Genomic DNA, 15,536 nt, shown 5'->3' with positions numbered 1-15,536 from the left:
GGAATGTCTCCATGCAAGAACTTACCCCCCCAGCCACCGATGTCAAACCCACCATTACCCTTGAGCCGCCCCAATCTGTTGCCCCTGTGGAACAAGATGATGCCAACCAAATGGTTAAATTAGATGAAAGCAAAATTCCTGAACTCGATGCTAAGATTAATGACTTTGTTGCCAGTGTGCTTGCCAGCCCTGTGAATACCCCAGCGTTTGATGAGAAAGTACAATCCATTCACCAGTTAGGCACAGCTGAAATCCGAGCATCCAGTCAGATGTCTAATCGCATGTTAGACAAATCTGCCAAAAGCATGAATGCGTCTTTATTTGACCAATCACCGATTGCCAAATCTTTGACCGAATTGCGTGCCATTGTCGAAGATTTAGAGCCAAGCAAACAAAATCTAGTGCCAAGCTCTCGTAAGTTATTTGGGATTTTACCCTTTGGTAATAAAGTTCAAGATTATTTTCGCCAATACGAGTCGTCGCAAAAGCACATTAATGCAATCATCGAGAGCCTATATAATGGCAAAGATGAACTCATCAAAGATAATGCGGTGATTGAGCAAGAAAAAGTCAATCTATGGGCGTTAATGCAGTCATTGCGTCAATATATTTATGTTGGCCAGCAAATTGATGCTAAGCTGGAGAGTAAAATTATTGAGCTAGAAGCGACTGACCCAGAAAAAGCACGCATCGTTAAAGAAGAGATGCTGTTTTATGTGCGTCAAAAGAACCAAGACTTTTTGACCCAATTGGCGGTGAATATTCAAGGTTATTTGGCATTGGACATGATACGTAAAAACAACCTTGAGCTGATTAAAGGGGTGGACAGAGCCACCACCACCACCATCTCAGCGTTGCGTACAGCGGTGATGGTATCGCAAGCATTAAGCACGCAAAAACTGGTGCTTGACCAAATCAGTGCCTTAAACAAAACCACCAGCAGTATCATTGAATCAACCTCAATATTGCTAAAACAACAAACAACCGAAGTGCATCAACAAGCCACTGACAATACCATTGAGATTGAAAAGTTACAAAATGCCTTTAATAACATCTACGAGACTATGGACATCATCAGTGAGTACAAGCTTGTTGCTCTTGATAATATGAAAGAGACGGTCAATGTGCTAAGTAATGAAATAGATAAGGCCAATAAATATCTTGACCGAGTGAATCAAACCACCATTGTGGAAGTGTCTCGAGACATTAATTCTGAACCCAAACGTTTGGGAGAAGTGAAAATTTAACAGCATTGGCTAAAAAAGTCAGACATAAAAAGGCATAAAAAGGCACACAAAAAACCCCAAATTTATAATTTGGGGTTTATGGATAATGGTGGCTCGAGGCAGGATCGAACTGCCGACACAAGGATTTTCAGTCCTTTGCTCTACCGACTGAGCTATCGAGCCAAATCTGTTATCTGACATTTGTTCTCAGATGTTTGGCGATTTAAGTAACGTAAGTGATGTCGCATTGTTTTATATTGCTTGATGATGCGATGTGCTTCGTTGCGATGCGTATTAAACTAAATTTGTCTGATGCTGTCAAGTGGTTTTTACTCCTTTACTGACAGTAATTCATAATATTGCATGATTTGGTGCAATTTAATATCAACTGGTTCAAAGCGTCGAACGCCTTTTTTGCTCTCGGCATCATAAATAAGTTTGGCAAATTTGGCTTCGATGCCACGATTGTGGTTTTGTGGATGCACGGCTAAATATTGTAACCGTTTGGTATCAGCAATGCCATCATCGAAACAGCCTAACACACATATCGGCTTGTCATTAAACATGCCCACATACATCAGACCGCCTTGAGCAAATGCTCGTTCAAAGACCGCCGTCATTTCTTGGTTGTCGGTGAAGTGATGGGTGGGTTGATACAAAGCTTCGATGCGAATTTTTAGTTCGTCTGGGTGGGTGATTTGTCGCATCAATGGGGCATCAAAGCGTTGAATGGCAATGGCTTGTAGCGGCATGTGTGTCCTTAGGTATTTTGGTTATTCTTATCTTAAATGTTGTTCTTATCTTAAATGATGATGTTTGAAACGATTAAGACGTTAATCCCAGCACGTCTTGCATGTCATATAAGCCTGTTGATGACTTTTGACGCTGAGCCACCCAAATGGCCGCTCGTACTGCCCCTGTGGCAAAAGTCATTCGCTCACGGGCGTGATGCTTGATTTCAACCATTTCGCCATCTGTTATCAGCATGATGCCATGGTCGCCGATAATTTCACCGCCACGAATGGCATGAATGCCAATGCTGTTTGTTGCTCTTGCTCCTGTTTGCCCTTGGCGACCATAGATGACCACGTCATTTAACGCTTGACCACGAGCTTGGGCGGCCGTTTGTGCCATCATAAAGGCAGTACCAGAAGGGGCATCAACTTTATGCTTATGATGGGCTTCGATGATTTCAATGTCAGCGGTGTCGCCAAAGGCTTTTACCGCCATTTCAATGAGTTTGAGTGTTACATTGATGCCAGTGGAATAGTTGCCTGCATACACGATGGCAATGTCTTGGCTTGCTGTTTGTAGTTGGGCATTTTGCTGGTCATTTAGCCCAGTTGTGCCAATCACCATGGCAACCTGAGCGGTCTGGCAAATGGCAACGTGAGCCACAGTGGCATCAGGTGAGCTAAAGTCTATCAACACGTCCATGCCTGTGTCAGCAATGGCAGTGTCTAAGTCATCGGTTAATGCCACATTAAGCCGTTCCATACCGACCAGCTCACCTGCATCTACCCCCAACAGCGATGACCCCGCTCTTTCAATGGTGGCAACCAGTGTGGTGGCAGGGTTTTGACTGATGGCTTGTATCAACATGCGTCCCATGCGTCCACCCGCCCCAGCAATGCCGATATTGAGTGTCTTAGGTTGGGTCTGATTAATGTTTTGAGTGGCAGAAGTGGTCATGATATATCCAACAATGCGGTGAGTTCAGAAGGTGAGTTTAATAATCAATGTTGCCAGTATTTTAATAATCAATGTTGCCAGTATAAAGGTATTACATCAAGTCGCAAATAAAAATCTTGTGGTTTTTGTTTTAAAAATATTTTGGAAAATAAAGATGCAAGTTTTGAATGATTTGGTATATAATTATTATCTTTAATGATAATTGTTATCGTTATTATTGTCATTATTTTTTAATTCTGTCTGATTGGTGATGACAACATGACCATATGACAATGTTATATATGACAATGCCACTAAATCTTTTGGAGTATGGCATGTTACCTGCATATAAAAAGTTAGGTTTGGCTTGTGTTGGTTTATCTGTGGGTGTATTGACCGCTTGTGGTGATAGCAATGATGGGTTAGCTCAGCTTGTTAGGGACACAATAAGCCCTGTGCTGTTCATCAGTAATGAGCCAAATTCAGTGACAAAGCAACCCAAAATAACAATTCAAGGCAATGTCTCAGATAACATCAAAACAGGGTTGTCAGTGATAATAAGCAACAAACAAAACAACATCAGTCAACGCTTGGATATTGATAAAAATGGTGATTTTTTATCAGAAGTCAATCTAAAGCAAGGTGAGAATGAATATGTCATCACGGCGATTGATGAAGCTGGCAATAAAACTGAACAAAAAATCTTAATCGTACTGGATAATATTGCTCCAAAAATTGATTTGGCAAATGACTTAAAAGAGGCTGTCAGTCGCACCAGCGACATTATTTTGTCTGGCAAAGTAACGGATAATGCGTTATCTGCTGTGTTGCTGACTGTTGATGTGAATGGCCAGTCTGTACAGGATATTGATATCAACAGTTCGGGTGATTTTAAGTTATCTTTGGCTTTAGAAGCTGGTGATAATACGATACAACTGTCTGCCAAAGACAAAGTTGGCAATGTCAGCGTCTCAACACAACATGTTTATTTTGGCAATACTTTGACGGCGGCCAATTCGCACACAGGGGCATTGGTCAATGGTAAGCTATATGCGTGGGGACGTAATAATTTTGGGCAAGTGGGTATGGGGGAGGTGACGACACTGAAAAATAACAATCACCCAACCATGCCTGTGCTGATTGATAAAGCACCTGCCAATATTGTGTCAATTTCATTCAATCAAAACCATTCGGCTTTATTAACCAAAGAAGGTAAGGTATATACATGGGGAAGCGATACAAACGGTGAATTAGGTCGAGGAAATGGTGCAAAAGACAGTTGTGGCAAACAAAAAAATAATTGCCGTTTAGACATTGGATTGGTTGAAGGCTTGTCAGATGTGATTGCCATCAGCAGTGGTTATGCTCATAAACTGGCACTCACAAAAACAGGTGATGTTTGGGCATTTGGTAATAACAGTCAAGGGCAATTAGGACAAGACACAGCCACGATAAAAAACAGCAATGTGCCTGTCAAAGTAAATTTTTCTGCCAATGCCAATATGGGGAAAATTATCCAAGTGATTGCCAGCTCAGATGCGTCTTATGCCCTTGATAACAAAGGGCAAGTTTGGGCTTGGGGGTCAAATGAATATGGCAATTTAGGCAAAGGGCTTGTTTGTGATGAATATGACATCACATTAACACCCAACTGTATAAAACATGATTTCATACCTAGTATGGTTTTATTGCCCAACAAGCCAAATGTTACTGAATTGGCGGTTGGTCGTGACCATGTGCTTGCGCTCACGGATAAAGGGCATGTTTATGGCTGGGGACTAAATTTTAGTAGCCAAGTGGGCTATAAAGGCGATGATAAGGTTGGTACGGGTGATGCTTGGGAAGAAGTCATTGATAAACCAACCTTGTTACCGTGGTCAACAACGCAAACAGTCAAGCACATATATGCCAATGGCACAACCAGTTATGCCATGCTCAATAATCGTAAAATCTATCCTTGGGGGATATTTGGCGAGACGAATGCTGAAGGCAAAACAGAGTATGTTGAGCTAAGTATACCAACAGACAAATTACCCAATCTAACCGATGTCAATGACATGGCGGTGGGAGCATTGCATCAAATTGCCAAACGTAATAATCATGGTGGTATTTTTAGCTGGGGCTGGAGTTTTGAAGGGTCTCTTGGTGGCGAGAACATCACCAATATTTGGATGTATAATACCCCCATTGTGGTTGCTATACAATAAGAAGTATGCTGATAAAAAGCATGCTGATAAAAAGTGTGCTGCCTTGCCCATAACACGTTTGCCCATTAGGGTGAATCAAATCAGCCAAACTTATGAACAAGACAGATATTTATCAATGTATCTAAAAAAACATCATGAATAATCAATTTTTAGCCAACCATCATTTTTTAACCTTATCTGTGTTGATTGTGATGAGTATGACCGCTTGTGGCTCTCACTCATCAAGTGGTGATGATGTTTTGGCAAATAACAAAGCAACAAATAACAAGGCGACAAATAACAAAGCGGCAAATAATAACGCCATACAAAGCCCAGTAACACCGACCAACCCTAATCCCACAACACCCACCAATAAACCAAGGGTATGGTTGGAAAGTGGTGGCAATGCAACAGTGGCATATGATGAAAACCCCCCTTTTTTAACCCTAATCCCAAACTTAGACATCAGTCAACTTTCTGGTGTGTCACAAGGGCGAGAGTTATTCATTACCAACTGGCAACCCACTGGGCAGGGGCGAGCATTATTTGATGGGGTAGGACCTTTGTACAATGCGGTGTCTTGTACCAGTTGTCATGCTCAATTTGGGCGTGTTGTTCCATACCATGATGATGGAACGACAACCGATGGCGTGCTGTTTCGTATCGGTGATAACATGGGTGAACAGCACCCAATATGGGGTGGACAACTTCAGCCAAATGTAATCCCAAATAATATTGGACTATTGGCGGAAGGTAGTGTCAAAGTGAGCAATCAAACTGATGCTCAAGGTAGGAACTTTTGGCAATTTAACTTTACCCCAGCTGACAGCAATCAAAGTCTTGGCAAATATCGTTTGGGTGCCAGAATCGCACCCCAATTATTGGGTGTGGGATTGCTTGATTTAGTGCCACAAAGTGCGATTGAAGCCCTTGCTGATGAACATGACAGTAACCATGATGGCATCTCTGGGCGTGTGCATTGGGTGTATGAAGAAAACCAAAAACGCATTGGTAAATTTGGTTGGAAAGCCATTAACTCATCACTTCGCACCCAAAATGCCACCGCCATGTCTCAAGACATGGGCTTAACAACGCCAGTTCACATAGAATCAAGCTGTACCAACAATCAACCACTTTGCCTAAGTTTGCCACTAGGAGGCATGCCAGAAGTGTCAGACAGTGCCTTAACCGCAGTGGTTGATTTTATGACGGCTTTATCCGTCCCCGCCAGACGCATTAGTAACCAATCTGCCTTTGATAGAGGAGCAGATTTGTTTGATGCCGTTGGCTGTGGTGCGTGTCATAATCCAACTTTCACCACAGGCACAAGCCCCAAGTTTGGTGAATTGTCTAACCAAGTGATTTATCCTTATACCGATTTGTTGTTACATGATATGGGAGTAGGTTTAGATGATGGTGTTAAAGAAATCAATGCCCAAAGCTATGAATGGCGGACACCACCGTTATGGGGCATTGGCATCGTGGCAAAAAATCCAGACGCAAGGTTTTTGCATGATGGACGAGCCAGAACCTTAGAAGAAGCCATTAGATGGCATGGTGGTGAGGCCCAATCCGCTCATGATAAATTTCAACAACTTAGCAAACGTGAGAAAGTTGATTTTATGAGTTTTTTAAATGGGATTTGACTATTTAGCCATCATGAGCAAAAAGCCACCGACCTTACAGGGTGATATTTAGGAAATCACAGGAATATAAGGCAACGTCATGGTCATGCTGAAATCATGTGATTTGACTTTATTTTAATCAAATATGGGGTTGGTGTTGTCTCTATGGTTTTGTATAATTGCTTATACAAATTTTAATCTTACTGTTATATTTGTGGTTTATAATAGAGAGTTTGGCTATTTTTACGTAAATCATACAATTTTTACAAATACTCACTGTCTTTTCTTGCTTAATGGCTATAAGATACGCAACCATCAAATTAGTGACGGCTTATGTTTTAAGCCAGAGCTTAATCAACCTTAATCAATAATTGATTATTAATAATTGATTGTGATGAACAATTTAAGTTATATTCAATTCGTCAATCACTTTAGGAGAGTGTTATGAATTTTAAACTATTGGCCATGACTGGTTTAATCGCCGCCTCTATGGGGCTTACCGCTTGTGATAGCAAAAAAGAACAAGCCGTTGAGAGCATTAACAACGCTCAAGAAGAGCTTCAAGACGCAAAAGCCGAATTGCATGAAGCTGCTGCTGACGGTGAAGCGGTTGGTGCTGAATTGGCTGCCACTAATGAAGCCATCGCCACTGCTGACACAGCAGAAGTTGTGGTGGCTGCTGGTGATGCTGGGGCGGTGCAAGAAGCTGACCACATTCACACTGATACCAACGTTGCCGATGCAGCTGCCAATGAAGCCGTTGCCGCTGCTGATGGTACCACCACCACCACGGTAACCACTGAAGAAGTGGTTGTTGAAGAGTCTCATACTCATTAATTTGTCAGATTGGTCAGCTTTATTGCTTAGCTTAATTAAAAATTGGTGTGAGAAGTTGAGAAGCTGGCTTATCATTGATGCCCCCATATTATGGGGGCATTTTTATCCTCCGTTGCCGTAAACCTGCGACTTCAGGCGGTGGTTTTACGGCAACTTAAGTAGTTATGCTTACGCATCGGCCGCTGTTTAGTGTGGCGTCCTTGCGTGTCAGCGACACTCATGTTCAATATACTGGCGGATAATCTCAATTGGAGCACCGCCACAGCTACCTGCAAAGTAACTGGGTGACCACAACGCACCACCCCATAACTGCTTAGAAATAGATGGATACTGCTTTTTGCGAATAAGCCGACTAGACACGCCTTTCAAACTATTAACTAAACTTGAAATAGCCACCTTGGGCGGATAATTCACCAACAAATGCACATGGTCATCCTCACCGTCAAACTCCACAAGCTTGGCTTCAAACTTTTTGCACACACCATCAAAGATAGCCTCAAGGTCATCAAGAACTTGTTTGGTGAAAACTGCTCGTCGATACTTGGCGACAAAGACCAAATGCACATGCAAATTAAAGACAACGTGTCTATCACATCTTAAGCCACGTCTTAAATCGTTTTCCATTGATTAGACCAATATTGAATAAAAGGTAATATCAGTATAAACTAGCCCTATGAAAACCCTCAAGCTACGCATCAAAGACAAACACGCAAATCAGCTAAACAAAATAGCTGGCAGTGTTAACTATGTGTGGAACTACGTTAATGAATTAAGTTGCAAACACCTACAAAAGACTGGTAAATTCTTTTCAGCCTATGACCTAAATACTTACACCAAAGGCAGTGGAGAACTATTAGGCTTACACTCACAAACCCTACAAGCCATCAATGAAACCCACGCCAAAAGCCGAAAGCAATTTAAAAAAGCCAAACTAAATTGGCGAACTAACCGACCCGATGCCAAACGCAAAAGCCTAGGCTGGATACCCTTTAAAAAGTCTGCTATTAAGTATCTAAGCACAAGACAAACAGGCAAAAAAGCACTTAAATCAACCATACAGCTATCGCTCTCTAAGGGTCAAAAGCTCATCATAGATGTCTTTGATAGCTACAACCTAAGTCTATATCAAATCAACACTTGCGAGTTAGTACAAGACAGCCGTAACCGTTGGTATGCCTGTATTACCGTCAAAGACTACCCTAAAACCACTTGTGGCAAAGGTAGCGTTGGCATTGACCTAGGACTAAAAGACAGTGCCACCACCTCAAACGGTAATAAACTACAAATCAAACAGACCCAAGCATGGGCTAAAAAATTAGCAATCGCTCAACGTACCAAAAACAAACAGCGTGTTAAAGCAATCCATGCCAAAATCAAAAATACAAGGTTAGACTTAATTCATAAATTCACCACCCAATTAGTCAAAGACAATGCCCTAATTGTGGTTGGTGACGTTAAAACCACCCAATTTAACAGTAAAAAAGGCAAACTAGCCAAAAGCGTATATGACGCAGGATGGTTTGAACTCAAACGACAACTGGAATATAAATGCAAGCATGCAGGTTGTCGTTTTGAAATCGTGAATGAGAAATACACTACCCAAACTTGCTCGTACTGTGGCGATATGTCCAGTAGTCCGAAAGGTAGAGCAGGTTTGCGATTAAGAGAATGGACTTGTGTAAAGTGTGGCACATGGCATGATAGAGACATCAATGCCAGTCGGAACATTCTTGCGGTCGGGCTTGACCGTCTGGGAGCAGGAATCCCCGAACGATAGGGAGGGGAGGAAGTCAAACCTTTTGTAAATTCATTCACAATCATTCCCCACCCAAATCAAAGATAAAAGTAAATCAAAGATGAAAGATGGGTGGGGAAAAATGATGGGTAGAGAATGATGCCTGATGAGTTAAATCAGGCTTATCATTCAAAATTTACAATCCTGCCTTTTTTAGTAATGCCCCCAAACTGCCTAATTGATTGGCATTGTCTTTAGAATTGACTTTGGCATGGCTCTTTGTACTCTTGGTATTTTTACCATGACCAGAGTGATTGTCTTTGTGGTGATGCTGTGTCTTGCTGGATTTTTGGGAGGAGGAGGGGCGAGAAGATTGGTTGCGACTGCCACGCCCAGTGTGAGTTTTGCTGTGTTGCTTATTTTGATGGTCAGTGTCTGTTTTAATCGGACTGCCATCTTGAGTACGACGGTCTTTGGCGGATTGGTTGGCTTCTTTGCCCACCTCTTTCATGCTAAGCCCAATGCGACGACGCTCTTTATCAACGGACAGCACTTTGACGGTGATGATGTCGCCAGGTTTAACACGATTGAGTGGGTCTTGGATAAAGTCATTCGCCATTTCAGAGATGTGCACCAGTCCATCTTGATGCACCCCCACATCGACAAAGCAACCAAAAGCGGTAACGTTAGTTACCACGCCTTCAAGTTCCATGCCAACGGATAAATCGCTGATGTCATTGACATCATCACGAAAATTGGCGGTTTTAAATTCAGGCCTTGGGTCATGAGCAGGTTTGGCAAGCTCGTTTAACACGGATTGAATGTTATTGGCGTGGCTGTTTTCGGTCTGGGTGTTTTCGGTTGAGCTGACATCGTTGTCAGTAATAAATTGGCTGATGTCCAGCTCTTTTAGGGCTTGTTCTTGACCGATGACATCTGCTAACGATTTGCCAGCTTGGGTAAGTAACGTGGCGACCATGGCATAGCTTTCTGGATGCACGCCAGTGGCATCAAGTGGTTCTTCACCATCACGAATGCGTAAAAACCCAGCCGCTTGTTCAAAGGTTTTAACCCCCAGTCTGGGAACATTTTTCAGTTGTTCACGGTTCTTAAATGCCCCATGCTCTTGACGGTAGGTGATGATTTGTTGTGCAACGTTGCGATTTAGTCCAGCGATGTGTGACAAAATGGCAGGGCTGGCGGTGTTTACGTCCACGCCCACAGCATTCACACAATCTTGAGTGACTTTATCTAGGCTGTCTGCCAGTTGGTTTTGGTTGACATCGTGTTGATATTGTCCTACGCCAATAGCTTTTGGGTCAACTTTAACCAGTTCAGATAAGGGGTCTTGTAGTCGGCGGGCGATGGATACTGCCCCACGCAATGATACATCTAGCTCACCCAGCTCATTGCTGGCCAGTTCACTGGCAGAATACACCGATGCGCCAGATTCATTGACCACGATTGCGGTGGCGGTGAGATTGTCTTCTTTTAGGATATTTTTGATTAACGCATCGGTCTCTCGGCTGGCGGTACCATTGCCAATGGCGACTAAATTTACCCCATGGTCACGAATGAGTTGGCTGATGGTGGTTTTGGCTTCAGCGACTTTGTTATCAGGTTGGAACGGATATACGGTGGCGGTGGCAGGGTTGCCATTTGTGTCTTTAGCCACATGACCTTGGGCATCAATCACCGCCATTTTTACCCCATGACGGATACCGGGGTCAACGCCTAAGATGATTTTTGCTCCAGCAGGGGCTGCCATCAGCAGGTGCTTTAAGTTATTGGCAAACACATTGATGGCATCGGCTTCGGCGGTTAGGCGTTTTTCGGTCAGTAGCCGATGTTCGATGTGTGGTCGCCATTTGTCTGCCCAAAGGTTTGTTGCCGTTTCTTGTAAAAAGGTTTGGCGTTCAATTGGCTGTTTGTCATTAAGAGCAAAGTGGCTGATGATTTGTTCAATAAAAGGGGTGTCTTCGCCATCTACCTTGAGTGTCAGCACGTTTTCTTGTCGCCCTCTTAGCATGGCAAGTAGGCGGTGGTTGGGTAAGCGGGTTAGGTTTTCGCTGTGGTTAAAATAGTCTTTAAACTTCTCACCCACGTCTCGTTTTTCTTCATTGGCAAGGCTGGCATTGATGGTGGCGGTTTTGCTAAAACCATGACGCACCTTGTCTAATAAGTCCAGTTGTTGTGTCCATTCATCAATGATGATGGCTTGCACGCCTGCCAACTGTTTGTCAAGGTCGCTAAAGTCCACATCAATGGGTTCACCTGTGTCATCAGTGACTGTCTCGGGGGGTTGGTAGTCAGCCAAGGCAACGGTCGGGCTGATTGATTCGTTTAAAATGGTGTGAGCGATGCTGTCTAGTCCAGCTGCCTGTGCCTTGGCAGAGAGTGAACGGCGACGTGGGCGATAAGGCAGATAGATGTCTTCTAACTCAAGCTTGGATTTGGCATTGTCGATGCGAGTTTTTAAGTCATCGGTAAGCTTGCCTTGATTGTGTAATAACTGCACGATTTTGTGACGGCGTGTTGCCATGTCACGTTCATAATTAAGAGCAGTCTCAAGGTGTCTTAGTTGAGCATCGTCCAAGCCTCCTGTCTGTTCTTTGCGATAGCGAGCGATGAACGGCACAGTTGCTCCGTCATCATACAGTTTGACAAAGGCGTCAATTTGGCTGCGTTTAACACTCAGCTCATTGGCAAGTTTGTCATGAATGTGTGCTTGGGTTTGTGGGTCTAGAACGTCATCAAGGGTGGTGGCAGACATGCGTTATCCGTTATCGTATCTGTTGCTGTTAGTATGGGTGCTGTTATTATGGGGTACGTATCATGTTCAATGAAACTAAATGGCAGACATTATAACAAAGAATAACAAGGAATAACAAAGAAAGATTGTCTGTAAATGTTCAACTACTTTTACGTTTTGTATGATGCAATTTGTTTGTCAATCTTATACACTTATTCACACAGGTGTATTTTTATGGTTTTTTTCACCGTTGTTTTTTATCAAACAGCTTGTCAGCCAGTCGCACAATAGTAAGCAAAGCAGTAAGCAGTAAGCAATGGCATGATAGCAAATCATCACACAAGATAAGGATAACGCCATGATGGCAGATGACCCAAATCAAAATGACGACATGACAGACATCACCAACCTGCAACATCAAAAGCAGGCATATAAAGATGCCTGTGAGCATTTTAATCAACGCATCTTGGTGGTAGATGATGATGCTCGCTTGCGGACATTGTTACAGCGGTTTTTAGAAGATGATGGCTATGTGGTGCGTACCGCTCACGATGGCAACCAAATGGATAAGCTGATGCAACGAGAAATGTTTTCTTTGATTGTGTTGGATTTGATGTTGCCTGGTGAAGATGGCATCAGCATCTGTAAGCGTCTGCGTCAAGACAGTGGCGACATTCCCATTATCATGCTGACCGCCAAAGGCTCAGATAATGACCGCATCGCAGGGCTTGAAGCAGGGGCAGATGATTATTTGCCCAAGCCATTTAACCCAAAAGAATTGCTCGCTCGCATCAAAGCTGTACTGAGACGACAAAGCCGTGAGTTACCCGGAGCCCCAAGCCAACAGGTGGAGGTGATTGAGTTTGGTCCTTGGACGCTGGATTTGTCCACTCGCATGTTGAAGCGAGATGATTCGGTGGTCACTTTAACCACAGGGGAGTTTTCGGTATTAAAGGCGTTGGTACAGCACCCTCGGGAGCCATTGACTCGTGATAAGCTGATGAATCTTGCTCGTGGGCGTGAATGGGGGGCGATGGAGCGTTCAATTGATGTGCAGGTATCTCGTTTGCGTCGTTTGATTGAAGATAACCCTTCTCAAGCACGCTACATTCAGACGGTGTGGGGCGTGGGTTATGTGTTTGTGCCTGATGGGGAAAACTGATTTGATGTCGTGATGACTGCCATCATAAGGTTGGTTGTTTTTAATCCTTGATTATTCCTAATGCTTAGTTATTTCTTCGCCAAAGCCAATCGGTCAATTGCATCAATGGACTGAGGTTGGCGGTTTTACCGAAGGCACAAGTTAGGTTGGCTTTTGCGTCATCATATAAACTTTGGGCGTACGTTTTTGCTTGAGCCACCCCCATCAATTTGACATACGTGGATTTGTCAAGTTTTTCATCACTGCCTGTGGGTTTGCCCAATGTGTTGTTGTCAGAGATGACATCTAAAATGTCGTCTTGCACTTGGAATGCTAACCCCAAGCTTTTGGCAAAGCCAGTCAGGGCGGTTGTCTGTTGATGATTTGCCTGAGCATCATTTATCTTGGCACACATCGCCCCCATCAATACGGACGCTTCAATCAACGCTCCTGTTTTGTCTGTATGAATGGCTTGCAGTTGAGTTTGGTTTAGGGTTTGGTTTTCGCCATTTAAGTCCAACATCTGTCCGATGACCATGCGTCTGGCACAAGGGGCAAACACCCTAAGCAGTTGCTGACAGCTGGGGGCATCGGTGTGTTTGTCAAAAGCATTGCCAGAGAAAATGTCTGCCACCAAGGCTTCAAACGCCAATGTTTGTAACACATCACCCACCAATAGGGCAGTGGCTTCATCAAAGGCAATATGACACGTGGCACGCCCTCGACGTAGGTTGTCATCGTCCATACATGGCAAATCGTCATGCACCAGTGAATAACCATGCAAAAACTCCACCGCCAGCATCGAACGGCGGACGACATCGGGCAACGACGCATGAGCCAAGCCATCACATGATGCAGGGTGCAGGCTGGCATAAGCACAAGCCACCAATAAAGGACGCACCCGTTTGCCATGACCTGCCATCACATAATGACAGGCATCACCTAAGGGTGTGGGCAAGTGGCCATGTTGTAACAATACGGTGCTGTCTTGCTGAAACTGAGCCAATGTCTGTGCCATAAAGTCAGAAAATGCCTGCTGTGCCATGCTGGTTCTCAAAGACATGCTAATCTGTTCCTTAAAACCCATCTAAACCTACCCAAAGGTAAATTTAGCGTTTAATTTCTACTTCAACGTTGTTTGCCTTATTCATTTGAACTTGGACTTACATCAACTCCATAGACTAACACGGTAGAACCTACCGCTTGTTTATATTAAGATAAAGTTAGGACTTTATCCGCCTTGTTTAAAATGTTTAAACTTGCATTCACATCACGGTCATGACTTGCTTTACAATTTGGGCAAGTCCATAGACGTGTTGCCAACGTCAAGTTTTCTTTAGCCATCACAAAACCACAAGATGAACAGGTTTTACTGCTTGGATAAAATCTGTCCACTTCTTTAACAGTTTTGTGATGAATGTTGGCTTTGTAGATGAGTTGCCGCTTAAATTCATAAAAACCCAAATCGCTAACAGCACAGCTTAATTTGTGGTTTTTAATCATGCCTTTAACGTTAAGGTTTTCAAGGCAAATCACATCAAATTGTTTTACTAAGTTGGTTGTTAATTTGTGTAAAAAGTCTTTTCTAATGCAGCTGATTTTATAATGCAGCCGTGAGAGCTTGGTTTTCGCTTTTTCACGGTTGTTACTGCCTTTTTGTTTACGGCTAAGCGATTTACTTAGTTGTTGTAATTTTTTAAGGTTTGTTTTTAAAGGTTTGGGTGCCCCAATTTTTGTGCCGTCTGATAACGTGGCTAAATCGGTAATCCCTAAATCAATGCCAACACTTTTGTGTGTTTTGGCATTTAATTTTGGTGGATTGTCAATTTCCACACCAATCGATACAAACCATTTACCGCCTTTTTTAAAAACGGTGGCGTTTAAAATTTTTCCATTAAAACGCAAATTTTCTTTGAGCTTTACCCAACCTAAGTTAGGAATTTTTATCCGCTTCGTGTTGTTTTTGCCACTCGGCTAATGCCCAGTTGTAGGCAAGACGTGCGATACCGCAAGCTTTATTAAAGTAGGTGGCTTGTTTGTTATTGGGAGCAAGTTCTATCGTGTGTCCTAATATCATGGATTTTCTTTAATCATCTGTTTGACTTGCTTTTTGTATTTTTTAAGTCCATACAATCGGCTACTAAAGCTATGAATAATAGCAAGCATGTCTTCAACCAACTCCAAAGACATGCTGATTCCAAAAAAGATAACAGCGATAAACTCACAAAACAACCAAAAGCATGATTTTACCATGAATCCAGTGATGACGGATAAATGACTTATAAGTCATTGTGAGGTTTGTGGCACATCAGAAAATATCCTACACTAAGGCATGACCCACTAAGTCTTGCAACCGTTGCTTG

13 protein-coding genes and 1 tRNA gene are annotated in these 15,536 nt (G+C 43.0%); 6 read left to right on the top strand and 8 right to left on the bottom strand.

All coding sequences use genetic code 11. From position 1 onward, the window contains the following. Window positions 1–11 precede the first annotated feature (11 nt). Window positions 12–1,247: a toxic anion resistance protein gene (locus tag WDM69_RS09270; protein WP_338755400.1), complete on the top strand. Its 1,236-nt coding sequence runs from the start codon at window positions 12–14 to the stop codon at window positions 1,245–1,247. Between the two features lie 86 nt (window positions 1,248–1,333). Here the strand turns inward: WDM69_RS09270 and WDM69_RS09265 are convergent. The 3 genes from WDM69_RS09265 to dapB all read right to left on the bottom strand — a co-directional run bounded on the left by WDM69_RS09265 (window position 1,334) and on the right by dapB (window position 2,918). Beyond that, window positions 1,334–1,409 (bottom strand) — tRNA-Phe (locus WDM69_RS09265). A gap of 146 nt (window positions 1,410–1,555) precedes the next feature. Beyond that, window positions 1,556–1,978 carry a hypothetical protein gene (locus WDM69_RS09260; RefSeq protein WP_078306326.1) on the bottom strand — a complete coding sequence of 141 codons (423 nt, stop codon included), beginning with the start codon at window positions 1,976–1,978 and terminating at the stop codon, window positions 1,556–1,558. A gap of 73 nt (window positions 1,979–2,051) precedes the next feature. Continuing rightward, window positions 2,052–2,918, bottom strand: coding sequence for a 4-hydroxy-tetrahydrodipicolinate reductase (gene dapB, locus WDM69_RS09255; protein ID WP_078306325.1), 867 nt, complete (start codon window positions 2,916–2,918; stop codon window positions 2,052–2,054). A 314-nt stretch (window positions 2,919–3,232) separates the two neighbouring features. On the opposite strand from dapB, the gene WDM69_RS09250 reads away from it, so the two are divergent. From WDM69_RS09250 to WDM69_RS09240, 3 genes are all read left to right on the top strand, one after another. Continuing rightward, entirely contained in the window at window positions 3,233–5,104 is a 1,872-nt protein-coding gene (locus tag WDM69_RS09250; RefSeq protein ID WP_078306434.1) for a chromosome condensation regulator RCC1, read from the top strand. Between the two features lie 134 nt (window positions 5,105–5,238). Beyond that, on the top strand, window positions 5,239–6,729 hold the full coding sequence (locus WDM69_RS09245) for a di-heme oxidoredictase family protein (protein ID WP_078306324.1): 1,491 nt from the start codon (window positions 5,239–5,241) through the stop codon (window positions 6,727–6,729). Window positions 6,730–7,152: 423 nt separating this feature from the next. Beyond that, on the top strand, window positions 7,153–7,545 hold the full coding sequence (locus WDM69_RS09240; protein ID WP_078306323.1) for a hypothetical protein: 393 nt from the start codon (window positions 7,153–7,155) through the stop codon (window positions 7,543–7,545). A 207-nt stretch (window positions 7,546–7,752) separates the two neighbouring features. Here the strand turns inward: WDM69_RS09240 and tnpA are convergent, their stop codons facing one another. Next, entirely contained in the window at window positions 7,753–8,169 is a 417-nt protein-coding gene (gene tnpA / locus WDM69_RS09235; RefSeq protein WP_078306322.1) for an IS200/IS605 family transposase, read from the bottom strand. Between the two features lie 49 nt (window positions 8,170–8,218). On the opposite strand from tnpA, the gene WDM69_RS09230 reads away from it, so the two are divergent. After that, entirely contained in the window at window positions 8,219–9,322 is a 1,104-nt protein-coding gene (locus WDM69_RS09230; protein ID WP_078306321.1) for an RNA-guided endonuclease InsQ/TnpB family protein, read from the top strand. A gap of 154 nt (window positions 9,323–9,476) precedes the next feature. On the opposite strand, the gene WDM69_RS09225 is transcribed toward WDM69_RS09230, so the two are convergent. Continuing rightward, entirely contained in the window at window positions 9,477–12,053 is a 2,577-nt protein-coding gene (locus WDM69_RS09225) for a Tex family protein (protein WP_078306320.1), read from the bottom strand. 337 nt (window positions 12,054–12,390) lie between these two features. On the opposite strand from WDM69_RS09225, the gene ompR reads away from it, so the two are divergent. Continuing rightward, on the top strand, window positions 12,391–13,194 hold the full coding sequence (gene ompR / locus WDM69_RS09220; RefSeq protein ID WP_240494808.1) for a two-component system response regulator OmpR: 804 nt from the start codon (window positions 12,391–12,393) through the stop codon (window positions 13,192–13,194). A gap of 64 nt (window positions 13,195–13,258) precedes the next feature. On the opposite strand, the gene WDM69_RS09215 is transcribed toward ompR, so the two are convergent. From WDM69_RS09215 to WDM69_RS09205, 3 genes are all read right to left on the bottom strand, one after another. Further along, window positions 13,259–14,236 (bottom strand): polyprenyl synthetase family protein, encoded by a 978-nt coding sequence (locus tag WDM69_RS09215; RefSeq protein ID WP_411350668.1) that lies wholly within the window; start codon window positions 14,234–14,236, stop codon window positions 13,259–13,261. Window positions 14,237–14,385: 149 nt separating this feature from the next. Further along, window positions 14,386–15,078 (bottom strand): RNA-guided endonuclease InsQ/TnpB family protein, encoded by a 693-nt coding sequence (locus WDM69_RS09210; protein ID WP_338755399.1) that lies wholly within the window; start codon window positions 15,076–15,078, stop codon window positions 14,386–14,388. A gap of 28 nt (window positions 15,079–15,106) precedes the next feature. After that, the gene (locus WDM69_RS09205; protein ID WP_240494966.1) at window positions 15,107–15,250 is read right to left on the bottom strand and encodes a helix-turn-helix domain-containing protein; all 144 of its coding nucleotides are present in this window, start codon (window positions 15,248–15,250) and stop codon (window positions 15,107–15,109) included. Window positions 15,251–15,536 lie beyond the last annotated feature (286 nt).

This window comes from Lwoffella lincolnii (assembly GCF_037201985.1).
In the GTDB taxonomy this organism is placed as follows: domain Bacteria; phylum Pseudomonadota; class Gammaproteobacteria; order Pseudomonadales; family Moraxellaceae; genus Psychrobacter; species Psychrobacter lincolnii.
The sequence above is the reverse complement of the archived record's forward strand: the minus strand, read 5'-3'. Positions and strand labels throughout refer to the sequence as shown.

What these genes read in the sequence shown, in the direction of transcription:
- ompR (WP_240494808.1), top strand. Translation starts at nt 12,391, where the DNA reads ATGATGGCAGATGACCCAAATCAAAATGACGACATGACAGACATCACC.
- WDM69_RS09225 (WP_078306320.1), bottom strand. Translation starts at nt 12,053, where the DNA reads ATGTCTGCCACCACCCTTGATGACGTTCTAGACCCACAAACCCAAGCA.
- tnpA (WP_078306322.1), bottom strand. Translation starts at nt 8,169, where the DNA reads ATGGAAAACGATTTAAGACGTGGCTTAAGATGTGATAGACACGTTGTC.
- WDM69_RS09260 (WP_078306326.1), bottom strand. Translation starts at nt 1,978, where the DNA reads ATGCCGCTACAAGCCATTGCCATTCAACGCTTTGATGCCCCATTGATG.
- WDM69_RS09215 (WP_411350668.1), bottom strand. Translation starts at nt 14,236, where the DNA reads ATGTCTTTGAGAACCAGCATGGCACAGCAGGCATTTTCTGACTTTATG.
- WDM69_RS09205 (WP_240494966.1), bottom strand. Translation starts at nt 15,250, where the DNA reads ATGATATTAGGACACACGATAGAACTTGCTCCCAATAACAAACAAGCC.
- WDM69_RS09230 (WP_078306321.1), top strand. Translation starts at nt 8,219, where the DNA reads ATGAAAACCCTCAAGCTACGCATCAAAGACAAACACGCAAATCAGCTA.
- WDM69_RS09240 (WP_078306323.1), top strand. Translation starts at nt 7,153, where the DNA reads ATGAATTTTAAACTATTGGCCATGACTGGTTTAATCGCCGCCTCTATG.
- WDM69_RS09245 (WP_078306324.1), top strand. Translation starts at nt 5,239, where the DNA reads ATGAATAATCAATTTTTAGCCAACCATCATTTTTTAACCTTATCTGTG.
- WDM69_RS09250 (WP_078306434.1), top strand. Translation starts at nt 3,233, where the DNA reads ATGTTACCTGCATATAAAAAGTTAGGTTTGGCTTGTGTTGGTTTATCT.
- WDM69_RS09270 (WP_338755400.1), top strand. Translation starts at nt 12, where the DNA reads ATGCAAGAACTTACCCCCCCAGCCACCGATGTCAAACCCACCATTACC.
- dapB (WP_078306325.1), bottom strand. Translation starts at nt 2,918, where the DNA reads ATGACCACTTCTGCCACTCAAAACATTAATCAGACCCAACCTAAGACA.